The sequence below is a fragment of the Sphingobium sp. ZW T5_29 genome, assembly GCF_044987515.1.
In the GTDB taxonomy this organism is placed as follows: domain Bacteria; phylum Pseudomonadota; class Alphaproteobacteria; order Sphingomonadales; family Sphingomonadaceae; genus Sphingobium.
In genome coordinates, this window is sequence record NZ_JBJDRM010000012.1 from 1 (window position 1) to 25963 (window position 25963).

Below are 25963 nucleotides of genomic sequence, written 5' to 3' on the forward strand. Positions count from 1 at the left end.
TGACCATAGCGTCTGTGACCCACCCGATCCCATCCCGAACTCGGCCGTGAAACCAGACTGCGCCGATGGTACTGTGGCTCAAGCCCCGGAAGAGTAGGGCGTCGCCAGGCATTGAAGCTTGCGCTTTAGGAAATAAAACCCAATCACATGTTCACAAAAGGGCGGCCCATAAAGCCGCCCTTTTGCCTTTGGTGGCGCGGGATGGAGCAGCCCGGTAGCTCGTCAGGCTCATAACCTGAAGGTCGCAGGTTCAAATCCTGCTCCCGCAACCAACATTCCCACAACAAAAGCCCCAGCGCTCAAACGCTGGGGCTTTCGTGCGTCTCCGGCCTCACCCACGCACACTGATCGCAGCGGCTCCCGCAACCTCCAACTGCCAAAACAACCCACCACAACCCAAAGGCCACCGAACCGATACCGCTACCGCTACCGCCCCATGACGCAGTCCAATGCCGCAGATGCTGGCAATACTGCCCGGTTCCAGGCGGCCCGCCTGCCCCACCGCCGCGCAGGTAGAATCTTCGAGCCAACGGTTAACCGCGCAAGGTGCGCTGCATTTGATAAGACTTCTCTTCCTGCCCGGAAGCTGCTGCTCAACTGCGTACTGACGCCATCTGCCCGCTTCTGTCGAGTGAATGGCCGTGGCTAGAGCGCGCTGCGTTTAATCGGACGCAGGTCGCGTGCTCCAGTTTTTTGTTATCGCATCCTTTTTAAGCGCGTTCCCACTTTTTGCGCACGATGCTCTACCGCAATCCGTGATCAGGCGCCGCTCCCCTTATCTGAGCCGGGCACCTGTCCAGGCCTAGGGCATGCTCGGTTCACTCCGCCGCCAGCAGCGCCTCTGCTCCGTTCAGGTTCACCGACACCAGCCGACTGACTCCGCGTTCCACCATCGTCACGCCGAACAGCCGGTGCATCCGCGCCATGGTGACCGCATTGTGGCTGACGATCAGGTAGCGCGTGTCCGTCTGCTCCACCATCGCGTCCAGCAGATCGCAGAAACGCTCGACATTGGCGTCGTCCAGCGGCGCGTCCACTTCATCCAGCACGCAAATCGGTGCCGGGTTGGTCAGGAACAGGCCAAAGATCAGCGCGACCGCCGTCAGCGCCTGCTCCCCGCCTGACAGCAGCGTCAGCGCGGCAAGTTTCTTGCCCGGCGGCTGCGCCATGATTTCCAGCCCCGCCTCTAACGGATCGTCGCTGTCGATCAGTTCCAAATGCGCCTGCCCACCATTGAACAGGGTGGTGAACAGCCGACGGAAATGCCCATCCACCGCTTCGAAGGCGGCAAGCAGCCGTTGCCGACCTTCGCGATTGAGGCTGCCGATCGACCCGCGCAGCCGGTTGATCGCCTGCGTCAACTCCTCGCTTTCGGCGCGGCTCTTGGCCTGCGTCGACTCCAGTTCATCCAGTTCCTGCGCCGCCACCAGATTGACTGGCCCGATGCGCTCGCGCTCCGTCGACAGCCGGTCAAGCTCTGCCTGCTCCGTCTGGGCTATCCGTACGTCAGCGCTCGCAAAGCCCAGCTTTTCTGGCAGCAGCGGTGGCGGACATTCAAATCGTTCGCCCGACATGCGGGTGGCTTCGACCCGCTTTTCGTCTGCCGCCTCCGCGCGGGCGACGCTTGTCGCGCGCCGTTCACGCGCCTCGGCAAGTTTTTCCGCAGCATCGGCAGCGCGCCCTTCCGCGATGCGCAAGGCGGCCTGCGCCTCCGCTTCCACAAGCTGCGCTGTTTCGGCTGCCTGAGCCAGTCCGCTGTCCCGCTCGCTCAACTGGGCAATCGCGGCGGCCAGCCGGTCGGGTTCAGCGGCGATGTCGGCGCGTTCCTTCGCCAGGGCTTCGCCACGATCGACCATTGCGCCGATCCGCTTGGCGGCTTCCCCCGCCCGCGCCCGCCATCCCTTCGCTTCGGCGTCGGCGGCGGCCATGCGTTCGCGGTCGGCGGCCAGCGCGCGGTCGGCCAGCGCCTGATCCGCCTGAAGCTGTCCGACCGACGTCCGCGCCCTTTCACTCTGCTGCAACAGCGATGCCACCAGCGCGCGGGTCTCTGCGCCATCGGACGTGACGGCGCGGGCCGCCTTTGCCCGGTCATGTTCGACCCTGGCAGCGTTCAGGTCGGCCTGAGCCTGGCAAAGCCTTTCTTCAATGGCCTCGCGGCGTCCCGACAAACGTTCCAGCGCGGTCGTCGCTTCATCGCCTGCGCGCAAAGCGGTGCGTAGCCGTTGCTCCGCGCTCGACAGCGCGGCGCGTCCATCGGTCAGCGCCTGCGCCGATTCGCGCTCACGGGTCGCCGCTGCGTCTTGCGCGGCGCGTGCCGCCTCCACCTCTGCCTGTGCGGCAGGGTGAGCCGCTGCGATCGCTTCCAACCGGTTGAGCCGGATCAGCCGTTCAGCCGCAGCCGCGCCGCCTTCAACCGCGACATAGCCGTCCCACCGGCGCATCTGGCCGTCTTTGGTCACCAGCCGCTGGCCCGTGGCAAGTGGTTGCCCTTCATCCCTGTCCGCAACCGCGATCTGCGCCAGCCTGCGGCCCAGTTCGGCAGGCGCGGTTACATGATCGGCAAGGGGCGAGCAACCTGACGGCAGGGGCGGATCGCCCTCCAACGCAACGGACCCAGCCCAGCGCCGCGCGCCATCGTCCCCGATCCCCGCTTCCAGATCGTCGCCCAGCGCAGCGGCCAGGGCCCTTTCATAGCCGGGGCTGGCCTTCAGCCGATCCAGCGCCCGCACATGGGCGCTGCTGCCCAGATCGACCGCGCGCCGGATCGCCGCCGCCTCACTGTCCAGCGCCGCCAGCGCCGCACGTGCCGACGCCAGTCTGGATTCGGCGTTGGCCCGGCTTTCCGCAGCGGTCTGGCGCGCTGCGTCTGACCGCTGAATTGCGGCCTCGGCGGCGTCGCGATCGGCGGACGCACGCTGCTGCTCGGCCAGCGCCTCTGCGCCCTTTTGCTTCAGAGGTGCGATGTCCGGCAGAGCCGCCGCTTCGGCCTCCAACCGCGCAGCATCCCGCTCGGCCCGCTCCATCTGGCTGCGGGCCGCGGTCAGGGCGGCTTCGGCAACGCGAAGTTCCGCTTGCTCACCCGCCTGGCGCGCCATCGCCTTGGCCAGTTCCAGTTCGGCGTCGCGCGCTGCATCTTCGGCCCCCGCGATCCGGGCGGCGAAGTCGGGGCGCTTTGCTTCGGTTTCCGCGATGCGCGCTTTCAGCTTACGGGCTTCATCGCCCAGGCGCGTGATCGCATCCGCCGCGTCATTGGCCAGCGCGCCTTCGCGCAGCCGGTCCTCTTCCAGCCGGTCGGCCTGCTGCGCCAGGTCATGCAGCCGCCGGACCACGCCGTCGCGCTCCGATCGCAGCGCCGCCAGCCTGTGCCTTGCCTCATTCGCCTCATCGCGGGTGGCCTGTGCTGCTGCGCGCCTGCGGGCCAGTTCCTCCACCGCCGCGTCGGCGTGGACGGCGGCTGCCCGCTGCGTCTCCTGCGCGGCGATGACGGCGTTCTCGGCTTCCTTCGCCTCCGTCCGCGCAGCCTCGGCGCTTGCCGCTGCTTCACGCCAGCGGGCGAACAGCACGCGCCCTTCCGCGCTGCGTATCTGTTCCGACAAGCGGATATAGCGCTCAGCGGCCTTGGCCTGGCGGCGCAGGCTGCTGGCCCGCGCCTCCATGTCGGACATGATTTCGTCCAGCCGGACCAGATTGGCCTCTGCCGCGCGCAGCTTTTGTTCGGCATCCCTGCGGCGAACGTGCAGGCCGGAAATGCCCGCCGCCTCCTCCAGCATGGCGCGCCGTTCCTGCGGCCTCGCGGCGATGACGGCGGCGATCCGCCCCTGGCTGACCAGCGCCGGGCTGTGCGGCCCGGTGGCGGCGTCGGCGAAGATCAGCGTGACATCCTTGGCCCGGACATCGCGGCCATTGGCGCGATAGGCGCTGCCTGCGCCGCGCTCGATCCGGCGCGTGACTTCCAGCTCGCCGTCATCGCCGACCTCAACGGCGTTGAACAGTTCGCCCTGTTCCTGCACCGTCAGCAGCGACACTTCGGCAAAGTCGCGCTGCGGCCGGGTTGATGTGCCCGCGAAGATCACATCTTCCATGCCGCCGCCGCGCATGGAGCGGGCGCTGGATTCGCCCATCACCCATCTTATGGCTTCCAGCAGGTTGGACTTGCCACAGCCATTGGGACCGACAATGCCTGTCAGCCCCGGCTCGATCCGCAGTTCCGTGGAGTCCACGAAACTTTTGAAGCCGGATAGTTTGAGCCGCTTTATCTGCACGGGGCGGCTTCAGGGCAAGGCTGCGCAGCCACGCGCCCTGCCGAACAGGAACAGTGGAATGTCAGCCCCCCGGATGACAATCAGAGACCCGCTTGCTTCAACTTGGACTGCAAAGTCGCCCAATTTGCGGTGTTTTCCAGCACGGTGCCGTTCAGGATGAAGGTCGGCGTGCCTTCGATCTTATATTCCGACGATGCGGTTTCGACGCCCTTCGCCAGCTTTTCGGCGGCGGCGGTGTCGGCCAGGCACTGCTTGGCCTGATCTTCGGCGATGCCGCGCTGCTTGGCGAAATCGATGAGGCCGATGGCGTCGGCAAGCTGGCCAAAGCGCTGCGCAGGGGGCGCGCTCATCAACTGCTGATATTGCGCGTCACCCAAAGCTTGCGCCTTTTCGAACATCGCATTCTGGTTGGCGAAAAACTGATCGGACAGCGGATAGAACAGGTCCTTGCCGCCGCACCGCGCCAGCAGAGACGTGGATATGTCGATGGGATCGCGTACGAAGTTGCGCAGTTCATAACTCATCTTGCCGGTGTCGACGATCTTGCGGATTTCGTCCGATGCTTCGGCGGCGAAGTCGCGGCAGTGGCTGCATGTGTAGGACGCGAATTCCAGCAGCTTCACCTTCGCCTGCGGGTTGCCCATGACGAAGTTGCCGTCCGGCGTTGCCGTCACCGTCGATGACCAATTGGTGCCGGCGGGGGCCGCAACGGCGTCCACGGGGCTGGCGGCGGTCGAATTGCCCGCGTCCGTTTTGCCGCAGGCGGCCAGGGTCAGGGAAAGGGCGATCAGGGCGATTCCGGCAATGGCTTTCACGTAATTCAGGCTCCGCTTGTGGGCGTGTCGTTCGGCTTGTTTAGTTTACTGCGCGGTGGTCGGCAATGCGGCGCGCAAGTCCGTCCAGCTCGATCCGCCAGCCAGTGCCCCGTTGATGGTGAAGGCGGGCGTGCCGCCAATCTTCACCTTTTTCCAGGCTTCGTCGGTCATCGCTAATATCTGCTTCATCGACGCTGCATTGCCGATACATGCGTTGAGTTGCGCGGGGGAAAAGCCGCGCTTCGCCATCAGCGCATACAGCCCGGTCTTCTGCCCGATGTCGCGCAACGCCGCCTTCTGCTCCTGCGGCTTGGCGGCGTCCCGGTCATAGACCTGCAGCTTTTCCATCCAGGCATTCTGGTTGGCGAACAGGGCCTCATGATTGCCAAAGAACCGCTTTGGCCCCCCGCACCGCGCCAGCAGGGCGGCGGTCAGGTCATATCTGTCGCGAACCGCGTTGCGGACCTCCACGCTGACCTTGCCGCCTTGCACATAGCCGGTCTTGAGCGGCCCGCTCGCCTCCGCCACGAAATGGGCGCAGTGGTTGCAGGTGTAGCTGACATATTCGACCAGCTTGGTCGGCGCTGCCGGATTGCCCAGCACATGGCCGCCGATCGGCGACATGGCGACGTGGCTGGTCCACGCGCCCGGCGCTGCGGCCAGCGTGGCGGGAATAGCAGCCAGGGCAAGCGGCAGGATAAATTGTCTCATATGCCGGTTCATAGGGCGCGCGTCCTGAATGGAAGCCGAAGCATTGCTTACGTGATCTTGGGCAAGCCGCTGGAATTGACAAGCCCCTGGGCCAGCGATTCCAGCACCGCGCGCAGTTCGGGGTCGCCGATGCCACGCAGCGAATCGCCCAGTTCCACCGGCACGGGTTTCAAATTGCGGGGCGGCGGGCGGCGCTCGCCGGGCGTGGCGCGCACCTCCCCCTGCCGCATCGCTATCTTGGCCACGGCGGCATAGCCGAAAAAGCGGTTCACCCGTTCGATGATGTCGGGCAGCACATGCTGGATCATCGGGGCATAGCCGCTCATCACCGTCAGTTGCAGCGTGCCTTCCGCCTTTTTTCCCACCGGAAAACGGATCGATTCGGGCGCGGAAATATCGGCATAATGCGCGCCCACGATTTCGGCCCATCGCGTCACGATGCTGGACTGGACGAAACCGAACTTGCGGAAAGCGGCGGCGCCGATCTGGGGCATCAAATCGGCAATCTGCCTTGGCCCGCCCACGCGCGGGCGATCGCTGCCCTTGGCATCGCGGTTTTTCATTTTCGGCGTTACGGGGCGTTCCGTCATCGCTCGCTTAATGGCATAGCGCCGCCATGCGCGTCGAGGGTCGTCACATAAAAATCGCCGGGGACCTGCTGGCGCATTATGACCTTCATGCCCGCCGCCTGCCGTGGCGCGCGCCACCGGGAAGCAACGCCGCCGACCCCTATCGCGTGTGGCTTTCCGAAGTCATGCTGCAACAGACGACGGTGGCCGCGGTCATCCCCTATTTCAGGAAATTCACCGAACGCTGGCCAACGGTCGAAGCGCTTGCCACTGCCGATGATGCCGACCTGATGGCGGCATGGGCTGGGCTTGGCTATTATGCACGGGCGCGCAACCTGCTCGCCTGCGCCCGCGTCGTGGCGGCGGAGCATGGCGGCGCTTTCCCATCGACCGAAGCAGGCCTGCGGGCCTTGCCGGGCATCGGCGATTATACCGCCGCCGCCGTCGCTGCGATCGCCTTTGGCCGCCGGGCGGTGGTGGTGGACGCTAATGTCGAACGGGTGGTGGCGCGGCTTTTTGCCATCGAAACGCCGATGCCCGCCGCCCGGCCGGAAATACGCGCGGCGGCGGACCGCGTAACGCCCGACAGCCGCGCAGGCGACTTTGCGCAGGCGATGATGGACCTGGGCGCGACCATATGCACGCCGCGCAATCCTGCCTGCGGTATATGCCCTTTGCGCCCGGACTGCGCCGCGTTCCGCACTGCCGATCCTGCCGCCTTTCCGGTCAGGCTGGCGAAGAAGCCACGACCCCACCGGCTGGGCCATGGCTGGTGGATCGAACGCGCCGACGGGCATGTCTGGTTGGTCCGCCGTCCTGCCAGGGGCCTGCTGGGCGGGATGCGCGCATTGCCGTCGTCGGACTGGAACGCCGCACCCGAAGCAGCCCCGCCGCTGTCCGCGAAATGGACGACAATCACCGACCCCGTGGCCCATGTCTTCACCCATTTTTCGCTCAGCCTGACCGTGCACGTGGCGCATCTGCCGCTGGACATCACGCCGCCGGGCGATGGCGAATGGTGGCCGCTTGATCAAATTGCGGAGGCAGGACTTCCAACCCTGTTCCGTCGCGCGGCAGAGGTCGCGATGAAGGAGAATCAGCTAAATGCCTGACCACAGCCGCCCCTTGCGCGAACAGCTTGGGTTCGTCGGGGGACAGATCGACCGCGCCGATCATATCCGCACCCGCTCGGAACTGGTCGCGCAGGCCTTTGCATCGCCCCAGGCGCGGCTTGTGATGCTCGACGGGCTGGACCCGGTCACGGCGGACGGGCATCTGGCGATGGCAGCGCTGCAGCCGGATGCGAAGGCGCAGGACCATGTGCTGCTGGGCCTCGATGAAGACCAACGCCCCATCTTCGTCCGTCTGTCGAACGTGGAAGGCGGCTTTTTCCCCACCGAACGCAGCCACGCCATCGCAACCCAACTGTCCGCGCACGAGGTCGCGCTATATGGCACGGCCCGCAGTCTGGTTCACTGGCATGCCCGCCATCGCTTCTGCTCTGTCTGCGGGTCGCCGTCTCATCCTGAAAAGGCAGGCTGGGCGAGGCGCTGCGGCGCCTGCAATTCCGAACATTTCCCGCGCGTCGACCCAGTCGCGATCATGCTGGCCGAACATGACGGACGGGTGCTGGTCGGGCGGCAGCATCGCTGGCCGGATCGCTTTTATTCAGCGCTCGCCGGTTTCATCGAACCGGGCGAGACGATCGAGGAAGCGGTCGCGCGTGAGATCAAGGAGGAAGCGGGCGTTACCGTCCATTCCGTCCGCTATGTCATGAGCCAGCCCTGGCCCTTCCCATCGTCGCTGATGATCGCCTGCATTGGTCAGGCGCAGGATGATGCGCTGACGCTGGACGAAACGGAAATCGAACATGCCTTCTGGTGCGATGCGGCTGGGGTGCGCGCGGCGCTTGCCAATGATCCCGCCGCGCCCTTCATTGCGCCCCCGCCCATGGCCGTCGCTCACCATCTTCTGAAACACTGGCTCGACGCACAGCTTGTCCCGCCCGGACCAAGCGCGTAAGGCCCTGAGCCTCCACCCCGCCCCAAACAGGATCATCGCAAAGCTATGCTCAGCCTCGAAGAAGCCCAGTCGCGCACGCAGGATCTGGTGACGGCGGCACGCAGGGCCGGGGCGGACGCGGCCGATGCGGTCTATTCCGGCAATGCATCGACCACCGTGTCGGTCCGTTTGGGCGCGCTGGAAGATGTGGAGCGGTCGGAAGGCGAAGAAATCGGCCTTCGCCTCTTCGTCGGTCAGCGGTCGGCCAGCATCTCCGCCTCCGACATGAACCCGCAGACGCTGGGCACATTGGTCGAGCGCTGCATCGCCATGGCGCGCGAGGCGCCGGAAGACCCCTATGCAGGTCTCGCGCCTGAAGATCGCCTGCTGCGGCAACCGCCTGCCGACCTTGACCTGGCCGACGCATCGGAACCTGAACCAGCGGCGCTGCGCGAACGCGCCCATATTGTCGAGGAAGCCGCGCGCGCCGTATCCGGCGTAACCAATAGCGAAGGCGGCGGCGCATCCAATGGCCGCAGCCAGATGGCGCTGGTCACCAGCCATGGTTTCGCCGGGGCCTATGCGGGCACCAGTCATTCGACATGGGCCAGCGTCCTGGCCGGGACCGGCGCGGACATGCAGCGCGACCATGCCAGCCATGGCGCACGCTATCTGCAGGATCTGGAAGATGCGGTGGCGATCGGCACCAGGGCCGGGGAAAGGGCGGTCGCGTCGCTCAACCCGGTCAAGGTCGAAAGCAGCGTGATGCCCGTGATCTTCGATCCTCGCGTCGGGTCCAGCCTGATCGGCCATCTGATCGGTGGCATGGTGGGGCCAGCCATCGCGCGGCGGTCCAGTTTTCTGCTCGATTCGCTGGGCCAGACGCTGTTCGACAGCGCCGTCACCATCATCGATGATCCGCTGCGGGTGCGCGGCTTGCGGTCGCGGCCATTTGATGGGGAAGGGCTTCCCGTCGCTCGCACGGCGCTGATCGAACGGGGCGTGCTGACCGGATGGCTGCTCGACAGCGCATCGGCGCGCCAACTGGGCCTTGAACCGACCGGCCATGCGAGCCGGGGCGGCGGGTCTGCCGGGGTCAGCAATGTGCATATGGAACCGGGCAGCCTCTCGCCCACCCAGTTGATGGCGGACATCAGGCGCGGGCTTTATGTCACCAGCCTGATCGGCATGGGCGTCAACGGCGTCACCGGCGATTATAGCCGTGGGGCAGTGGGCTTCCTGATCGAAGATGGCGTGATCGGTCGGCCTGTGTCGGAAATCACCATCGCGGGCAATTTGAAGGACATGTTCCGCGCGATGACGCCCGCGAACGACCTTGCATTCCGCCACGGCATGAATGTTCCCACGCTTCGCGTTGACGGCATGACCATTGCCGGGGGCTGACATCGACCTGCGCGCTATCGTCGGCGCGGTATCGGACGCGGCGGACCGCGCGTTGACGCTCTGGGCGGGCGGGCAGACGCTCGTGCGCCAATGGGAAAAAGTGCCCGGCCATCCCGTCTGTGAAGCGGACCTGGAAATAGACGAAATGCTGCGGCGAAGCCTGGGCGCGATTGATCCGGGTGCTGGCTGGCTTTCGGAAGAAACTGCCGACACGGTGCACCGGCTTGACCTGTCGCGTGTGTGGGTCGTCGATCCGATCGATGGCACCCGCGATTATCTGCGCGGTCGCACCGGCTGGGCCGTGTCGGTGGCGCTGGTCGAACGGGGCGCGGTGCGCGTCGGCATCCTCGCCGCGCCCGCCCGCAACCAGCTGTGGCTGGCGCAGGCGGGGCAGGGGGCAAGCCGCAATGGGCGGGCGCTCACCGCCGGGACGCGCAACCGCCTGCCCGGCGCTCGCGTCCCCGCCGATCATCTGCCCCGCTACGACAGCGACCTTGTCACCGTTGAAAAGCCCAACAGCATTGCCCTGCGCATGGCAATGGTCGCCGCGGACGAGGCGGATCTGGTCGCCACCGTGCGTTGGGGCAATGAATGGGACGTCGCCGCCGCCGCCCTGATCGCGCAGGAATCGGGCGCGATCGTCACCGATGCTCTGGGCGACCCGCTGTCGTTCAACCGTCCACAGCCCACCGCCTTTGGCCTTCTCTGCGCGGCCCCCGGCATCCACCGCGCCGCCGCCGACCGCCTCGCCCCCCGCGCCCGCGACCTGCTGGCGCGCGGCTGATGGGCGGGTCTTAACCTAAACAAAAGCGTCTCGCCTTAATGTCCCGCCTTCGTAAGGCATGGACATCTGACTTGGCGAAGAACACCCCCTCTATCGATCTGCTGAAAGGGCTGCTCATCCTGCTGGTGATGGGTGGCCACGTGATGGAGATCACCCACGTCAGCAACTCGGCCTTCTGGATCGGGTCAGGCTTCCGCATGCCTTTGATGGTCGGCATTTCAGGTTATCTTCTGAACGTCGCACGAACACGCGAAGACGCGCCCGGCACTTTGCTGTTTCGCTACGGTCGCCGGATGCTGCTCCCTTGGGCGGTCGCGACGTCCATCTATGTGACGGTCAGCCATGTCCCCCTGTCCTGGACCGCGCCCGTCGACCTGTTTCTGCGCCCGGTCTTCCACCTCTGGTATATCCCGGCATTATTCTGTTTCATTCTTTCAACACGACTCCTGCCCTTTTCCCCGCTCACACTTCTCGCGCTCAGCGCCCCCGTCAGCCTGGCGGCGATGTACGGATTTGGCCTTGGTCACGCAGCGGTCGGGCAGGGGCTGTTCGCTCCCGACAGTCGTTTCCTCTATTATCCGGTCTATTTCTTTTTCGGCATGTGGATGGCCGCGCGTCCTCTCTCGCGGCAGCATATCTGGATGGCATCGATCGCGGCGGGGCTGGGGCTTGTCTGGTGGGCGGCGCTTTATGGCAGCGGCGATCAACTCGCCTATGTTCCCGCGCGCCTGTTGATGTGCATCGGCCTTATTGCCCTCCTGCGCAGTTGGACAGAGTGGCACTGGCGCTTTCCGGCGGTTGAGGCGATTGGGCGCGGCAGCCTGTTCTTCTATCTATGGCATCCGCTCGTCATGAGCCTGGCCATATTTGCAGGCTGCAACGCCCTGACGACGTTGGCGCTGGCCATTCTGCTGCTCGCCATGGCGCACGTCGCTACCGGACGCAGTCCTCTTCTCGCCTTACTATTGGGCGCTCGGGAACGGAGCAGCGTAAAGGCGTCGCGCCAGCTTTCGAAACTTCAGCCAGCGGACGCCTGAACCGTCAGAGTTTGCCGTATTTGGCTTCGAATCCTGCGAGGTCGCCCGCCGCCAGATATTTCGCCTGGTCGACCCATTGGTCACGCACAGGCCGCCCCTTGAAGTTGCCGAGCTTCCCATCGATCGCCGCAATGTCGGCGTCGGTCCAATTCGCAATCTGGGCATAGCGCGTGACCCCCAGGTCAATCAGTTGCTGGTTGAGCTTGGGGCCGACGCCCTTCATCCGCAGCAGATTGTCACCTTCCCCCGCAGGCATGGCGACCGACGGAGAGGTTGGGATTGTGGTCGGCGCTACCACTGATTCCACCGCAATCACTGGCTCTGGAGCCGGAGAGGCAACTGGTTCAGCGACCGGCGCGCGCACCGGGGCAGTGGGGACGGGGGCTGTGTCGGGGGCACTTGCCTTCAGCGCTGCAACCTGCGCATCCTCCCCGCGAACATCGGCTTTCCCGCGTCCCGCCAGCAGGAACACCAGCGCGATAATGACCAACAGCCCGACCAGCAGCCAAAGGCCGTAGTTCATGAAGAATTCCTGCATTTCTTGGGTCCTCCCTGTTCTGGCGGCTATCTAAGAACGCCCGGCGGTCTGTAGCAAGTGCGGTCTTGCCTTTTATCGCGTCTCTCTTTCGACTTCGCGCCAGCCAATGTCGCGGCGGCAGAACCCGGTGGGAAAGTCGATGGCGTCAACGGCACGATAAGCGGCGGCCTGCGCAGCGCCGACTGTATCGCCGGTCGCCGTGACATTCAGCACGCGTCCGCCATTCGCCACCAACGAACCATCCTGTTGCGCGGTCCCTGCGTGGAAAACCCGTGCGCCGCTGGCCTGCGCTGCATCTATTCCACGAATCTCGCCGCCTTTTTCGGGCGTACCGGGATAGCCATTCGCCGCCATGACGATGGTGAGAGCGGCCCGGTCCGCCAGTTGCACCGGCCCCTGATCCGCCAGTTGACCCTGCGCGACAGCAAGCAGCAGCGCGGCAAGGTCGCCGTCAAACCGCATCATCAGCACCTGGCATTCCGGGTCGCCAAAACGCGCATTATATTCGATCAGCTTGGGACCTTCGCTGGTCAGTATCAAACCGGCATAGAGCACCCCGGAATAGGGCATGCCTTCGGCGGCCAGCGTATCGACGGTCGGCCGGATGATCTTTTCCATGACCTCCGCCTCCAATTCGGGGGTCAGCACGCGCGCCGGGCTGTAGGCGCCCATGCCGCCCGTGTTGGGCCCGGTGTCGCCGTCGCCTACCCGCTTGTGGTCCTGCGCCGAACCAAAGGGCAGGATGGCGCTTCCGTCGGTCAGTGCGAAGAAGCTCGCTTCCTCGCCCGTCATGAATTCTTCCAGCACGACTTCCGCGCCCGCTCCGCCCAACGCGCCGGAAAACATGAAGTCCAGCGCATCTACGGCCTCTTGCCGCGTCTCCGCTATGATCACGCCCTTGCCCGCCGCCAGACCGTCGGCCTTGATGACCACGGGCAGCCCGAAGTCATCGAGCGCGGCCATTGCGCCGCCCTTGCTGTGGACTCGCTCATAGCCCGCAGTGGGGATGCCCGCCCGCTTGCACAGGTCCTTGGTAAAACCCTTGGACCCCTCCAGCTGCGCCGCCTTCTTGCCCGGCCCGAACACTGGATAGCCTTTGACCCGCAGATTGTCGGCAAGTCCGTCGACCAGCGGCGCCTCCGGCCCGATCACGACCAGCCCAATCGACTGGCGCAGGCAGAAATCCACCACCGCGCGATGATCGCCCACGTCAAGGTCGACCAGCGTGGCGTGCTGGGCTATGCCCGGATTGCCCGGAGCTGCATAAAGGGTCTTTAGCAGGGGCGATTGCGCCAGCTTCCAGGCCAGCGCATGTTCGCGGCCACCACCGCCAAGCAGAAGGATGTTCATTTCGCCCATGTCCCCGGAATTTGAAGCTGGTATCGATGCGTCGGGCCGCCTGTTAGCCGAGGAACGGGCAGGGGACAACGCGCCGCCGCTATCGGTGAGCGAATTGTCCGCGATATTGAAGCGCACGGTGGAGGATCGTTTCGGTCATGTGCGGCTGCGCGGTGAGATTTCCGGCTTCAAGCGGGCTGCGTCGGGGCATATCTATCTGTGCCTTAAGGATGACAATGCCGTGATCGACGGTGTGATGTGGAAGGGCGGGGCGGCCCGGCTTCCTTTCGCACCGCAGGACGGCGTTGAAGTGATCGCCACCGGCAAGCTCACCACCTATCCGGGCCGGTCCAAATATCAGATCGTCATCGACCGGATGGAACTGGCGGGTGAAGGCGCGCTCATGGCGTTGCTGGAAAAGCTGAAGGCCAAACTCAGCGCCGAAGGATTGTTCGACGGCAGCCGAAAGCGGCAATTGCCCTTCATGCCCCGGACCATCGGCGTGGTGACGTCACCTACCGGCGCGGTCATCCGCGACATCCTCCACCGGCTGGAGGACCGTTGCCCCACCCATGTGCTTGTGTGGCCTGTGCTGGTGCAGGGGCAGGGCGCCGCCGAACAGGTCGCGCGGGCGGTGCGCGGCTTTAGTGCGATGGAACCAGGGGGGGCGGTGCCACGTCCTGACCTGGTGATCGTGGCGCGCGGCGGTGGATCGATAGAGGATCTTTGGAGCTTCAACGAAGAAATCGTCGTCCGCGCCGTGGCTGAATGCTCGATCCCCATCATCTCTGCGGTGGGCCATGAAACAGATACTACGCTGTGCGATCATGCCGCCGACATGCGCGCGCCGACGCCGACGGCGGCAGCTGAAATGGCGGTCCCGGTGCGCGCCGACCTTATGGCCATGTTGAAAGAGCAAGGGCTTCGCATGGAACGCGCCGTGCGCCGCTGCGCCGGACAGGCGCGAGAGCGGCTGGACATGCAGATTCGGTTGATGCCGACGCTGGACACGCTGCTCGCCCCGCAACGGCAAAGGTTGGACCAGCTGTCGGACAATCTGGGCAATGGCCTGCGCCACCGCCTCGCCGACGCCCGTGCGGCCCTGAACCAGGCGGGTGGCGCCCTTCGCCCGGCGCTGCTGCACCAGCAGCTCAGTCGGGCCAGGGAGCGCGTCGACCGCCTTCGCTTGCGCCCTGATTATCTCACTCGCATCGTCCATGATCAGGCGACGGCATTCGACCGGCTGTCGCGGCTATTTATATCCGTCAATCCCGACCTGCCGCTTCGCCGGGGTTTCGCGCGGGTCATGGCGGGCGGGCAATTGGTCAAATCGGTAGCGGGGGCGCAGGCCGCCGGGACGGTAACACTGCATTTCTCCGATGGCGCGATAGGCGCGGCTATCGAAGGAGGTCCGCCGTCCAGCCCCCTTGAGAAGCCGCAGCCTCCGGCTATATCCCCTGCAACCCGTCCGTCGCGCAAGCCGCGTGAGGGCGAAGAACGGCGACAGCAGGACCTGTTTTCTTGATGCCGCATGATTTGGAAAGAGGCCGATTGAACCCATGCTGATGACCGACCGCGATCGCCCGGCCCGGCTGCATTACATGGCCTACAGCTTCCGCGTGCTGCAGGCGGGCGACCATGTCGTCTGCGCGGTGACAGGCCAGAAAATCGCGCTCGATGACCTGCGTTATTGGAGCATCGCTCGGCAGGAACCTTATGCAAGCGCTGAAATCTCTGCCCAGGCCGAATTGAAAGCGCGGGGTGAATAGACGGTTGGGAATTGCCGGGACCTACAATCGATTTGCTATGCTGCTGCGGATATTGGTCGCGGCGCTGGCGGTTTCGGCGATTGTCGCGCCATCATCGGCCTCACCGACGGCGAGCGTGGCGGACATCATCCTGTCGGGGCCAGCCTTGCAAGGCGGCGTTCTTCAGGGAACAGCGCCAGCTGGCACTGTGGACCTGCGGCTGGATGGTCAGCCAGTGCCGATAGATACAGATGGCCGCTTTCTCATCGGGTTTGACCGTGACGCCTTGCCTCAGGCACGTCTTGCGGCGCGCTTTGCTGACGGACGGACGACAGACCGTTTGATCGCGGTGTCGCCAGGAAGCTGGCGGATCGAGCGGGTGAACGCGCCCTTGCGTGCAGGCCGGAGCAGTGAAGCCTTCCTTGCCTTGCGCCGATCCGAACTTGAACAGATCGCTGCGGCCCGAAAGAAGGTCACGGGCGCGCAGGGGTGGCGTCAGCCATTTAAGTGGCCGCGTGTCGGACGTATAAGCGGCCTGTTCGGGTCACAGCGCATATATCAGGGGGTGCCGGGCTCTTATCACGGCGGAATCGATATAGTTGGCGCGACCGGAGAACCGGTCGTTGCGCCTGCCGATGGCGTGGTCATACTGGCCGCCGATCACCCCTTCACTCTGGAAGGGCGTTTGCTGATGATAGACCATGGCCACGGCCTCAGCAGCGCTTTCCTGCATCTTTCCAGAATCGACGTGAAATTGGGCGATGCGGTGCGGCAGGGGCAACGGATCGGAGCGGTCGGCGCGACTGGCCGGGCCACGGGACCGCATCTTCACTGGGGTCTGCGCTGGCACGAAGCTCGGATCGATCCGCTGCGCCTCGTGGGCGCAATGCCTTCTCAGTGACAGCTTAGTTCACCCGCAAAGCAATTTTATCGCATCTGCGGGTAGCCTGCCGAGCTCAAAATTTCCTCGACCTTGTCAGCGATATAACAATGTTATTGAACTGCTGCACAACAGGCCTGCGCGCCACTTGTGGTAAATTTACGACAGTATAATAGCAAAGTGTGCAGGCTCGCCTGACGTTGCTTTACACTCTTAAAACGACTGCGCAGACTGCCCTGCAGCGCGCATGGGGAAGGGTTGCTGTCGGGCTTTCCATCCTTTTCCAGCGCCAATAAAAATGCCGCAGGACTCCCCTGCGTGCTTCCAGAGCAAGGGACTGGATCGTGAAACATTTTATCAAGTCAGCGCTGCTGTCCAACGGCGCCGCTGCCACCGCCATCGCGGTGGCGACCCTGGGACTGCTTACGTCCTTCGAAGCAGTTGCGCAGGACATTGCGCAAGCTGGCGCCGTAGAGGAAGAGCCTGCAACCATCATCGTGACCGGATCTCGTATTGCCCGGCCCGACCTGACATCGAACTCCCCCATTTCGGTGATTTCGGCCGATACGATCAAATTGTCCGGCGCCACATCGGTCGAAGATGTGCTGCGTGACATCCCCCAGGCGGTTCCAGGCATCGGCGGCCAAACGAACAATGGCAATGAAGGCGCGGCGACGATCGATCTGCGCAACCTGACTGAGCAGCGGACGCTGGTCCTGATCGATGGCAAGCGATTTGTGCCATTCAACAATGATGGCGTTGTCGACGTCAACATGATCCCCGCAGCTTTGATCAAGCGCGTGGACGTCGTGACCGGCGGCGCTTCGGCTGTTTATGGGTCCGACGCGGTGGCGGGTGTCGTCAATTTCATCCTCGATGACGAGTTCAAGGGTTTCAGGGCGGACGCGCAATATGGCATCACCAGCCGTGGTGACGCGCGGACGTTCGACGCCAGCCTGACCTACGGCACCAGTTTCAACGAAGGGCGCGGCCATATCGTCGTGAACGGAGGATATACCAAGCAGGCCGCTCTCAGCCAGGGGCGGCGCAGATTCTCCGAATTCGCGTTGGGGCAGGCGGATCTTCAACCCTCAGGCAGTCTGACCGACACGCCGGGCAATATCTCCGACAGCTTCCCCACCATTTGTTCGCAGGCCGATATCGACGATGGCAACTGCTACGCCCAGTTCAGGCCGAATGGGGATTTGGGGCCGCTTGTCGGATCGTTCAATTTCAATCCCTACAATCTCTTCCAGGTGCCGCAGGAACGATATCAGGCGCACGCCCTGCTCAAATATGAATTTTCCGACTTTGCCCGTTTCTTTGGTCGGGTTTCCTATATCGATACCAAGGTGCAGACGGTCCTCGCGCCGTCGGGCACCTTCTTCTTCCCCTTCACCGTGAACCTCGACAATCCCTTCCTGTCTGATCAGGCCCGCAGCGTTCTGTCGCCACTGGATACCGATAATGACGGCAATGTAGACATCGCGTTCGGTCGTCGCACCACCGAACTGGGCACGCGCGATTCCATCTATCGCAATAAGGCTCTGCAATTTGTCGGTGGCCTGCGCGGAGATATTACCGATTCCCTCAATTATGAAGTCTTCGCGCAATATGGCCAGGTGAAGCGCAGGCAGCAGTATCTGAACGATATTGATTTCGCCAAGACGCAGCAGGGGCTGCTGGTCCGCAATGTGAACGGCGTGCCCACCTGCATCGACCCCAGCAATGGCTGTGTGCCCGTCAACCTCTTCGGTGCGGGCAATCTGACGCCAGAAGCGGGGCAGTTCATCCGCCTCGACCTCGAAGCGAATGACAAGACGACGCAGTTCGTGGCTGGCGGCTCGCTCGCGGGCGATCTGTTCACGCTCCCCACCGCGACGTCCGCCGCTGGTTTTGCGGTCGGCGCGGAATATCGCCGGGAAAAGACGGTATCCCGCCCGGACGCAAATCTGGTCGCGGGCAATTCGCCTGGCTTCGGGTCGCAGTCGCCCATCGACGCCAAATATACGGTGAAGGAACTGTTCGCGGAAATCCGTGTCCCCCTGCTTGAGGACATGCCCTTCGCGCAGGCCCTGACATTCGAAGGTGGCCTGCGTTATTCCCGGTATAACAGCGATGTCACCAACCTCGTCACCGGGGGCACATTTGCAAACAGCTTCACCAACTGGACGTTCAAGGCTGGCGGTGAGTGGGAACCGATCCAAGGCCTGCGCGTGCGCGGTCTTTATCAGCGGGCGGTGAGGGCGCCCAATCTGCAGGAACTGGGTGAACCGCGCACGTCCAGCACCGGGGACCTTGAAAGCGATCCCTGCGCGGGCGCCAACCCCGTGGGCAACGCGGCCCTGACGCAGCTATGCCTCGACACCGGCGTCCCTGCTGGGCGCATTGGCACGGTCAACGGCCCGATCGCCGGACAGATCAACAATTATATTGGCGGCAACCCCACCCTGACGCCGGAAAAGTCCGATACGTTCAGTATCGGTCTGGTCCTTGAGCCGCGTCAGCTGCCCGGCTTCACTGCCTCGGTCGATTATTTCGACATCAAGGTGAAGAATGCCATCACCCAGTTTTCCGAACAGGTCATCGTCGATGCCTGCTATGAACAGGAACAGGATCCCAATGGATTCTTCTGTCAGCTGATCAGCCGCAACCCCATCAACGGGTCGCTTAGCGGAGGCACGGAAACCGGCGTGGACGCCAGCACGCTCAATGCGGCATCGCTGAAGCGCACGGGTATCGACTTCGCCGCCGCCTATCATTTCAAGATCGGCGAAGATGCTCGTCTGCAATTCGGCATCAACGCGACCCGCGCGATCAAGTCGGTGGATCAGCCAGCCGCTATCTTCCCCTCCTATGACTGTGTCGGCCTGGTGGGTAAGACCTGCTTGCGCCCCCAGCCCAAATGGCAGTTCGTTCAGAATACGCAGCTTGATTACGGTCCGATCAGCCTGCTGCTGCGCTGGCGCTATATCGGCAAGCTGACCAAGGATGACATTGTCCTCAATGGAGCCGACCCGGCCGACTACGTCGTTCCGGTGATCGGCGCCCGCAGCTATTTCGACCTCAGCGGCACCGTTCGCGTCGCTGAACGCTTCCAGCTGCGCGGCGGCATCAACAACCTGTTCGACAAGCAGCCGCCGATCGTTGGCAATGATTATGGCGGCACCGCCGAAAACAGCGGAAATACATTCCCGGCCACCTATGACCCGCTCGGCAGGTCATTCTTCATCGGCGCATCGGTCACATTCTGATGGCCTGAGGGTCGAGCTAGGGAGGGGCGGCAGCACGACTGCCGCCCCTTTTTCATGCGATGCTCAGCTTTAAGGCGCCGTCACCTTCATCCACCTTCACCGTCGATCCATCGGGCACTTCGCCGCGCAGGATCAGGTCGGCGAGCGGATCTTGCAGGTAGCGTTGCACTGCCCGCTTCAATGGCCGTGCACCATAGACCGGATCATAGCCGACCCGTCCCAGCCAGGCCCGCGCGCCATCCGTCAGCTCCAGCGTCACCTTGCGGTCCTTCAGCAGCTTGCCGATCCGCGCGACCTGAATATCCACGATCGGCGCCATATGGGCCGCGCCCAGCCGGTGGAACAGGATCACCTCATCCAGCCGGTTGAGGAATTCCGGCCGGAAATGGGCGCGGACGATGTCCATAACCTGATCCTCGACCTTCTCCACCGGCTCGTCATCGGCAAGGCTGGCGATGAACTGGCTGCCCAGGTTGGACGTCAGCACGATGATCGTGTTGGTGAAATCAACCGTGCGCCCCTGCCCATCGGTCAGGCGGCCATCGTCCAGAACCTGCAGCAATATGTTGAATACGTCGCCATGCGCCTTCTCGACCTCGTCGAACAGGATGACCTGGTATGGCCGCCGTCGCACCGCTTCGGTCAGCACGCCGCCTTCCTCATAGCCGACATAGCCCGGCGGCGCGCCGATCAGCCGCGCGACCGAATGCTTCTCCATGAACTCGCTCATGTCGATCCGCACCATCGCGCTGTCGTCGTCGAACAGGAAACCGGCTAGCGCCTTGGTCAGCTCGGTTTTGCCGACGCCGGTCGGCCCCAGGAAAAGGAAGCTGCCCAGCGGCCTGTTCGGGTCCTGTAATCCCGCGCGTGAACGGCGCACGGCGGTCGACACGGCCTTCACCGCATCGGCCTGGCCAATGACGCGCTTGCCCAGTTCCTCTTCCATGGCCAGCAGCTTTTCGCGTTCGCCTTCCAACATCTTGTCGACCGGGATGCCGGTCCACCGGCTGACGATCGATGCGATGTCTTCGCTCGTCACTTCCTCGCGCAGCATCGCGCCTTCGGTAGCGCCTTCCGCGTCTGCGATCTTGCGCTCCAGGTCGGGGATGCGCCCGTAAGCCAGCTCGCCCGCTTTCGCCAGGTCGCCAGCCCGCTGCGCCTGCTCCAGCTCCATTCGCGCGGCGTCCAGCTGTTCCTTCAACTTGCTTTCGCCTGCGATCTTGTCCTTTTCCGACTGCCAGCGCTGGGTCAGTTCCGCCGACTGCTGTTCAAGGTTCGCCAAATCCTCTTCCAGCGACGCCAGGCGATCCGCCGACGCCTTGTCGCTTTCCTTCTTCAGCGCCTCTCGCTCGATCTTCAACTGGATGATCCGCCGGTCAAGCGACTCGATTTCCTCGGGCTTGCTCTCCACCTCCATGCGCAGGCGGCTGGCTGCCTCGTCCATCAGGTCGATGGCCTTGTCGGGCAGGAAGCGGTCGGTGATGTAGCGGTTGGACAGCGTCGCCGCCGACACGATCGCGCCGTCGGTGATCCGCACACCATGATGCAGCTCATATTTTTCCTTCAGGCCGCGCAGGATGGAGATGGTGTCCTCCACCGTCGGCTCGCCCACGAACACCGGCTGGAATCGCCGCTGCAGCGCCGGGTCCTTTTCGACATGCTTACGATATTCGTCGAGCGTCGTCGCGCCGATGCAATGCAGCTCGCCCCGCGCCAGCGCTGGTTTCAACAGGTTGCCCGCATCCATCGCGCCTTCGGATTTGCCCGCGCCGACCAGCGTGTGCATTTCGTCGATGAACAGGACGATCTGGCCTTCCGCGCCCTTCACCTCGTCCAGCACGCCCTTCAACCGCTCCTCGAACTCGCCGCGATATTTTGCGCCCGCGATCAGGCTGCCCATGTCCAGCGCCATCAATGTCCGGTCCTTCAGCGTATCGGGCACGTCGCCGTTGGCGATGCGCAGCGCAAGGCCCTCGGCAATGGCGGTCTTGCCGACGCCGGGGTCGCCGATCAGCACAGGATTGTTCTTGGTCCGGCGGGCGAGAATCTGGATCGTGCGGCGGATTTCTTCGTCGCGACCGATGACGGGGTCCAGCTTGCCCTCGCGCGCGGCCTCGGTCAGGTCGCGAGCGAATTTCTTGAGCGCATCATAGCGATCTTCCGCCCCTGCCGTATCGGCCGTGCGCCCGCCGCGCAGATTGTTGATCGCGGCGTTCAACCCTTCGGCGGTGACGCCCGCCGCGTTCAGCGCCTTGCCTGCCGCGCTGGTGGTGGCAAGGGTCAGCGCAAGCAACATCCGTTCGACGGTGACGAAACTGTCGCCCGCCTTGGCTGCCACCTGTTCGGCACTGTCCAGCACCCGCACGGCGTCATTGTCCAGGCCTGGCGTCTGTTGAGCGCCGCCGCCCGAAACCACGGGCACCTTTGCCAGCGCGGCATCCGTTTCTCGCAGGGCCACGGCGGGGTCGCCGCCAGCGGCCTTGATAAGGCCGGACGCCATGCCCTGCTGATCCTCCAGCAACGCCTTCAGCAGATGCTCCGGGCTGATCCGCTGATGACTCATGCGGATCGCGACGGTTTGCGCCGACTGGAGAAATCCCTTGGCGCGGTCAGTGAATTTTTCGAGGTTCATAGAGAAGCCCTTCGTGAAACTTGCCACGATGTAATGTTGCATAAAAGCAACACAAGAGGCGTTACGCAAATATCCTTAGCCCCATTCTAGCAGCAGACTGACTTATTGGAAGGAAAGCCGGTGGCCGAAGGCGCGGGCAAAGAAATTCCCCTTGATTGAAATGGATAAGCTGGTCGCGAGGAACAGGGGGAGGGGCCTAAAGCGTATTGCGCCGCTAAAGCGCCTTGCTATGCTGCCACCGTTCGCAGCTGCTTCTGGCGGCATGATCCCCCGGATCTTTGATGAAGGCGCTCATGACATCTTCCTTCCTGTCGGGCCGTCTGGCTCTGTCGCTCGGCCTCTCCTCATTCGCGTTGGCGATCCCCGCCGTGCCAGCCCTGTCGGCTCCGGCAACGCCCGCGCCGCTCTCCCAGTTGGTGGCGGCAGTGGACATCCCGTACGAACAATTCACATTGAAGAACGGGCTGCGCGTCATCGTCCATACCGACCGCAAGGCCCCGGTGGTGGCGGTGTCGGTCTGGTATCATGTGGGGTCGCGTTTCGAACCCAAGGGCAAGACCGGCTTTGCGCATCTGTTCGAACATCTCATGTTCTACGGGTCGGAAAATGCGGACGGGCCGTTTTTCGGACGGCTGGAGGATATCGGCGCGACGGACTGGAACGGCACGACCTGGTTCGACCGCACCAACTATTTCGAAACGGTGCCGACGGGCGCGCTCGACCGGGCGCTGTTCCTGGAATCGGACCGCATGGGCCACTTGCTGGGCGCAGTCACGCAGGCGAAGCTCGATACGCAGCGCGGCGTGGTCCAGAATGAAAAGCGCATGGGCGAAAATGAGCCCTATGGCCTAGTGGAATATGCGCAGCTGGCCGCCATGCTGCCGGAAGGGCATCCCTATCGTCACTCCACGATCGGATCGATGGCGGACCTGAACGCCGCCAGCCTTGCCGATGTGCAGAACTGGTTCAGAACGCATTACGGGCCGAACAATGCCGTGCTGGTGCTGGCGGGCGATATCGATGTGCCCACCGCCAGGGCAAAGGTCGAAAAATGGTTCGGTAAAATTCCGGCGGGTCCGGCACCCGTGGATGTCGACGCGACGGTCCCGACGCTGGACCAGGATGTTGAAAAGCTGATGCACGACAATGTCGCGGCGACCCGGCTCTACCGCAACTGGATCGTGCCCGGCGTCAATTCGGACGACCTGCCGCAGCTCGACCTTGCCATGTCGGTGTTCGGCGGGCTCAGTTCGTCGCGGCTCGACAATATATTGGTGCGCGGCGAAAAGGTAGCGGTGGGCGTGAAGGCCAGCATCCAGTCCTTCGAAAAACTGTCGATTGCCGAGATAACCGTCGATGTGAAGCCGGGCCAGGACCCGATAGCCGTCGGCAAACGGCTGGACCAGCTGCTCGCCGATTATCTGAAAAATGGCCCCAGCGCTGATGAAGTCCGGCGCGCGGCGACACGCCAGCTCTCCGGCACGATCGGCGGATTGGAAAAAGTGGGCGGCTTCAGTGGCAAGGCGGTGACTCTAGCCGAAGGCGCGGTCTATTCCGATGACCCGGCCAAATATAAGAAGGACCTGGCCGCCTACGCCGCCGCGACGCCGCAGTCGGTGGGCGGCGCGGCGCGCAAATGGCTGGGGCGACCAGTATTCCGCCTGACCGTGGCACCGGGGCAGCGGTCACCAGAGGATAATGCGCTGGCAGGCAATGCGACCCACCACCCCGCCTATTTCCGTGACCCCAATAAGCCACCGCCTGCTGCCGCAGCGCCGCCAACGCCAACCAAAGTCGCGGAGCCGGAGATTCAGCCGGTCAAGGACCTGGATTTTCCGGCTGTCGAACATGCAAAGCTGAAAAATGGCATTCCGGTGCTTTTCGCTCGGCGCGCCACCGTGCCGGTCGTACGCGTATCGGTATCGTTCGACGCCGGTAATGCGGCGGATGACAAGGCGAAGCTGGGCGTTGCGGCGCTGACGACCGCATTGCTGGACGAAGGGACGGCGACCCGCACCTCCATCCAGATCGCCGAAGAGCAGGAAAGGCTGGGTGCCTCGATCAGCGCGGGCAATGGCATGGATAGCACCACTGTCGGGCTATACGCGCTCAAGCCCAATTTGGACGCGTCGCTGGGCCTACTTGCCGACGTCATCCGTAACCCCGCCTTTGCACCGTCAGAGGTGGAGCGGCTCCGGGGCCAAATGCTGACCCGCATCGCGGCGGAAAAGACCGAACCGATGCCAATCGCCCAGCGGCTGCTACCGCCCCTGCTCTATGGACAGGCGCATCCCTACGGCATTCCTTTCACCGGGTCCGGCACCGAAAGCGGCGTGAAGGCAGCGACGCGGGCCGACCTCGTCGCGTTCCACGACACATGGATGCGGCCCGACAATGCGACCATCTTCGTAACGGGCGACACGAACCTGGCGGACGTCATGCCCCTGCTCGAAAAGCGCTTCGGCGACTGGAAGGCTCCAGCAGTCGCCAAGGGTAGCAAGCTGTTCCGCATGGACCGCATGATGCGTCCGGCGCGCATCATCCTGGTGGACAAGCCGCAAAGTCCGCAGTCGATGATCCTGGCGGGCCTGCTGACCAACAAGCGCGGCATCGATAATCCAGTGACGCTGATCACCGCGAATGAAGTGCTGGGCGGCAGTTCGACATCGCGGCTGATCATGAACCTGCGGGAAACGAAAGGCTGGGCCTATTATGCGGGCAGCGCTCTGCCCGGCGTGAAGGAAACCATTCCGTTGCTGATCTATGCGCCGGTGCAGACTGACAAGACTGGTGAATCGATCATCGCGGCACGCCAGGATGTGACGGATTTCCTGACGGCGAAGGGCACGACGCTGGCTGAGCGCAACCAGACGATCAACAGCCAGATACTGTCGCTGCCCGGCAGTTTCGAAACATCGTCCGACCTGCTGGGGGCGATCATGCGCAACCGCCTGCTGGGGCGGCCTGACGACTTCTATGAAAAGCTGCCTGATATCTACCGGGCCATGACCCCGGCGGACCTTGACGCGGCGGCGCGGGAAGCGATCAATCCTGACCGGCTTATCTGGGTCGTGGTTGGCGACGCAAAGCTGGTGCGCCCGCAACTTGACGCGGTGGGCCTGCCCGTTGAAATGGGTACACTTGCCGATTGATGGCAGCAGAGGAGATTGCATGATGCCGAATGTCGATGGCGCCTATGACTGCGTTGCGAAAACGCCCTTGGGTGATCAGAAGGGCGTTTTCACCGTCATCAGCAATGGGGGCAGCTTTAACGGCACCTTTGCCGGCATGATGGGGTCGCTGGACGTGACCGAGGGCCAGGTCGACGGCGACAAGCTGACGTGGAAGATGAACATGACGATGCCCATGCCGATGACCATGGATTGCGAGGCGGTCGTGGACGGCGATGCGATCAACGGCACCATGCAGCTGGGCGCTTTCGGTGCGGCTGGCTTTTCCGGTACGCGGCGCGCGTGAAGGGGTGCGGCGGCGCGGCGAATAATATCGCCTCTCCCTTGCGATAATGTCCCGTTCTGACCTGACAAATTCGCTGGTTCAGAAAATGCCGCAGGTGGCGCGCAGCTGGCGGCACCTGACGGACGAAGCATTGGCGCAATTCCGGGTGTCGGCCAGCGCGGGCTGGTGCCTTGTGCACCTTGCCCGCCTGGGTCCCGATGTGCGGCAATCGGACCTTGCCGAACAGCTGGGCATCACGCAGCCATCGCTGGTTCGAACGCTGGACCAGCTTGCCGCATCGGGTCTGATCCAACGCCTGCCACATCCCACGGATAAGCGATCGAACCGCGTGCAATTCACTCCTGAGGGCAGCGACCTGGCCGCGCGGATCGAGGCGCGGCTGAATGACCTGACGCGCGATTTGTTCGACGGTCTGCCCGACACAGCCGTCGAAATTACCGTGAATGTCATGGAATTGATCGAACGCCGCATCGCGGAGCGCCGCAAGCTGCCGTAGCAGGTTCATCGCGCGGC

19 protein-coding genes, 1 tRNA gene and 1 rRNA gene are annotated in these 25963 nt (G+C 63.8%); 14 read left to right on the forward strand and 7 right to left on the reverse strand.

The window, feature by feature from the left end:
- Together rrf and ACI3KQ_RS11460 are read left to right on the forward strand one after the other, a co-directional pair.
- Nucleotides 1–110: ribosomal RNA gene (gene rrf, locus ACI3KQ_RS11455) — 5S ribosomal RNA — on the forward strand; the annotation flags it as partial.
- A gap of 85 nt (nt 111–195) precedes the next feature.
- Nucleotides 196–272, forward strand: a tRNA-Met gene (locus ACI3KQ_RS11460).
- Between the two features lie 546 nt (nt 273–818).
- On the opposite strand, the gene ACI3KQ_RS11465 is transcribed toward ACI3KQ_RS11460, so the two are convergent.
- The 4 genes from ACI3KQ_RS11465 to ACI3KQ_RS11480 all read right to left on the reverse strand — a co-directional run bounded on the left by ACI3KQ_RS11465 (nt 819) and on the right by ACI3KQ_RS11480 (nt 6378).
- The gene (locus ACI3KQ_RS11465; protein ID WP_404957698.1) at nt 819–4262 is read right to left on the reverse strand and encodes a chromosome segregation SMC family protein; all 3444 of its coding nucleotides are present in this window, start codon (nt 4260–4262) and stop codon (nt 819–821) included.
- A gap of 80 nt (nt 4263–4342) precedes the next feature.
- On the reverse strand, nt 4343–5077 hold the full coding sequence (locus ACI3KQ_RS11470) for a thioredoxin domain-containing protein (RefSeq protein ID WP_404957700.1): 735 nt from the start codon (nt 5075–5077) through the stop codon (nt 4343–4345).
- A gap of 45 nt (nt 5078–5122) precedes the next feature.
- Nucleotides 5123–5788 carry a thioredoxin domain-containing protein gene (locus ACI3KQ_RS11475; RefSeq protein WP_404957702.1) on the reverse strand — a complete coding sequence of 222 codons (666 nt, stop codon included), beginning with the start codon at nt 5786–5788 and terminating at the stop codon, nt 5123–5125.
- Between the two features lie 47 nt (nt 5789–5835).
- Nucleotides 5836–6378 (reverse strand): DUF721 domain-containing protein, encoded by a 543-nt coding sequence (locus ACI3KQ_RS11480; protein WP_404957704.1) that lies wholly within the window; start codon nt 6376–6378, stop codon nt 5836–5838.
- A 26-nt stretch (nt 6379–6404) separates the two neighbouring features.
- Here ACI3KQ_RS11480 and mutY point away from each other — a divergent pair, with 26 nt between their 5' ends.
- The 5 genes from mutY to ACI3KQ_RS11505 all read left to right on the forward strand — a co-directional run bounded on the left by mutY (nt 6405) and on the right by ACI3KQ_RS11505 (nt 11583).
- Entirely contained in the window at nt 6405–7469 is a 1065-nt protein-coding gene (mutY, locus tag ACI3KQ_RS11485) for an A/G-specific adenine glycosylase (protein WP_404957706.1), read from the forward strand.
- Nucleotides 7462–8379, forward strand: coding sequence for an NAD(+) diphosphatase (gene nudC / locus ACI3KQ_RS11490; RefSeq protein WP_404957708.1), 918 nt, complete (start codon nt 7462–7464; stop codon nt 8377–8379). Before mutY ends, nudC begins: the two co-directional genes overlap by 8 nt.
- Nucleotides 8380–8424: 45 nt before the next feature.
- Nucleotides 8425–9762 (forward strand): TldD/PmbA family protein, encoded by a 1338-nt coding sequence (locus ACI3KQ_RS11495; RefSeq protein WP_404957709.1) that lies wholly within the window; start codon nt 8425–8427, stop codon nt 9760–9762.
- Nucleotides 9749–10546, forward strand: a complete 798-nt coding sequence (locus tag ACI3KQ_RS11500) for a 3'(2'),5'-bisphosphate nucleotidase CysQ (protein WP_404957711.1) — start codon at nt 9749–9751, stop codon at nt 10544–10546. The genes ACI3KQ_RS11495 and ACI3KQ_RS11500 overlap by 14 nt, the downstream gene beginning before the upstream one ends.
- Before the next feature lie 71 nt (nt 10547–10617).
- Complete coding sequence (locus ACI3KQ_RS11505; RefSeq protein WP_404957713.1) at nt 10618–11583, forward strand: acyltransferase family protein; 966 nt, start codon at nt 10618–10620, stop codon at nt 11581–11583.
- A gap of 4 nt (nt 11584–11587) precedes the next feature.
- On the opposite strand, the gene ACI3KQ_RS11510 is transcribed toward ACI3KQ_RS11505, so the two are convergent.
- On the reverse strand, nt 11588–12121 hold the full coding sequence (locus ACI3KQ_RS11510) for a hypothetical protein (protein WP_404957715.1): 534 nt from the start codon (nt 12119–12121) through the stop codon (nt 11588–11590).
- Between the two features lie 72 nt (nt 12122–12193).
- Nucleotides 12194–13471: a phosphoribosylamine--glycine ligase gene (gene purD, locus ACI3KQ_RS11515; RefSeq protein ID WP_404957717.1), complete on the reverse strand. Its 1278-nt coding sequence runs from the start codon at nt 13469–13471 to the stop codon at nt 12194–12196.
- A 7-nt stretch (nt 13472–13478) separates the two neighbouring features.
- Here purD and xseA point away from each other — a divergent pair, with 7 nt between their 5' ends.
- The 4 genes from xseA (at nt 13479) to ACI3KQ_RS11535 (ending at nt 19341) form a co-directional block, all read left to right on the forward strand.
- Entirely contained in the window at nt 13479–14984 is a 1506-nt protein-coding gene (gene xseA, locus ACI3KQ_RS11520; protein WP_404957879.1) for an exodeoxyribonuclease VII large subunit, read from the forward strand.
- A gap of 34 nt (nt 14985–15018) precedes the next feature.
- The gene (locus ACI3KQ_RS11525; RefSeq protein ID WP_404957719.1) at nt 15019–15228 is read left to right on the forward strand and encodes a DUF2093 domain-containing protein; all 210 of its coding nucleotides are present in this window, start codon (nt 15019–15021) and stop codon (nt 15226–15228) included.
- 37 nt (nt 15229–15265) lie between these two features.
- A complete protein-coding gene (locus ACI3KQ_RS11530; protein ID WP_404957881.1) occupies nt 15266–16108 on the forward strand; it encodes a M23 family metallopeptidase in 843 nt (280 codons plus the stop codon).
- Between the two features lie 323 nt (nt 16109–16431).
- Nucleotides 16432–19341, forward strand: a complete 2910-nt coding sequence (locus tag ACI3KQ_RS11535) for a TonB-dependent receptor (protein WP_404957721.1) — start codon at nt 16432–16434, stop codon at nt 19339–19341.
- A 52-nt stretch (nt 19342–19393) separates the two neighbouring features.
- Here the strand turns inward: ACI3KQ_RS11535 and clpB are convergent, their stop codons facing one another.
- On the reverse strand, nt 19394–21973 hold the full coding sequence (clpB, locus tag ACI3KQ_RS11540) for an ATP-dependent chaperone ClpB (protein WP_404957723.1): 2580 nt from the start codon (nt 21971–21973) through the stop codon (nt 19394–19396).
- 293 nt (nt 21974–22266) lie between these two features.
- Here clpB and ACI3KQ_RS11545 point away from each other — a divergent pair, with 293 nt between their 5' ends.
- The 3 genes from ACI3KQ_RS11545 to ACI3KQ_RS11555 are packed head-to-tail and all read left to right on the forward strand — an operon-like array spanning nt 22267 to nt 25946.
- Entirely contained in the window at nt 22267–25125 is a 2859-nt protein-coding gene (locus ACI3KQ_RS11545) for a M16 family metallopeptidase (protein WP_404957725.1), read from the forward strand.
- Between the two features lie 22 nt (nt 25126–25147).
- A complete protein-coding gene (locus tag ACI3KQ_RS11550; RefSeq protein ID WP_404957883.1) occupies nt 25148–25450 on the forward strand; it encodes a hypothetical protein in 303 nt (100 codons plus the stop codon).
- A gap of 46 nt (nt 25451–25496) precedes the next feature.
- Nucleotides 25497–25946: a MarR family winged helix-turn-helix transcriptional regulator gene (locus ACI3KQ_RS11555; protein ID WP_404957727.1), complete on the forward strand. Its 450-nt coding sequence runs from the start codon at nt 25497–25499 to the stop codon at nt 25944–25946.
- The last annotated feature ends 17 nt before the right edge of the window (nt 25947–25963 follow it).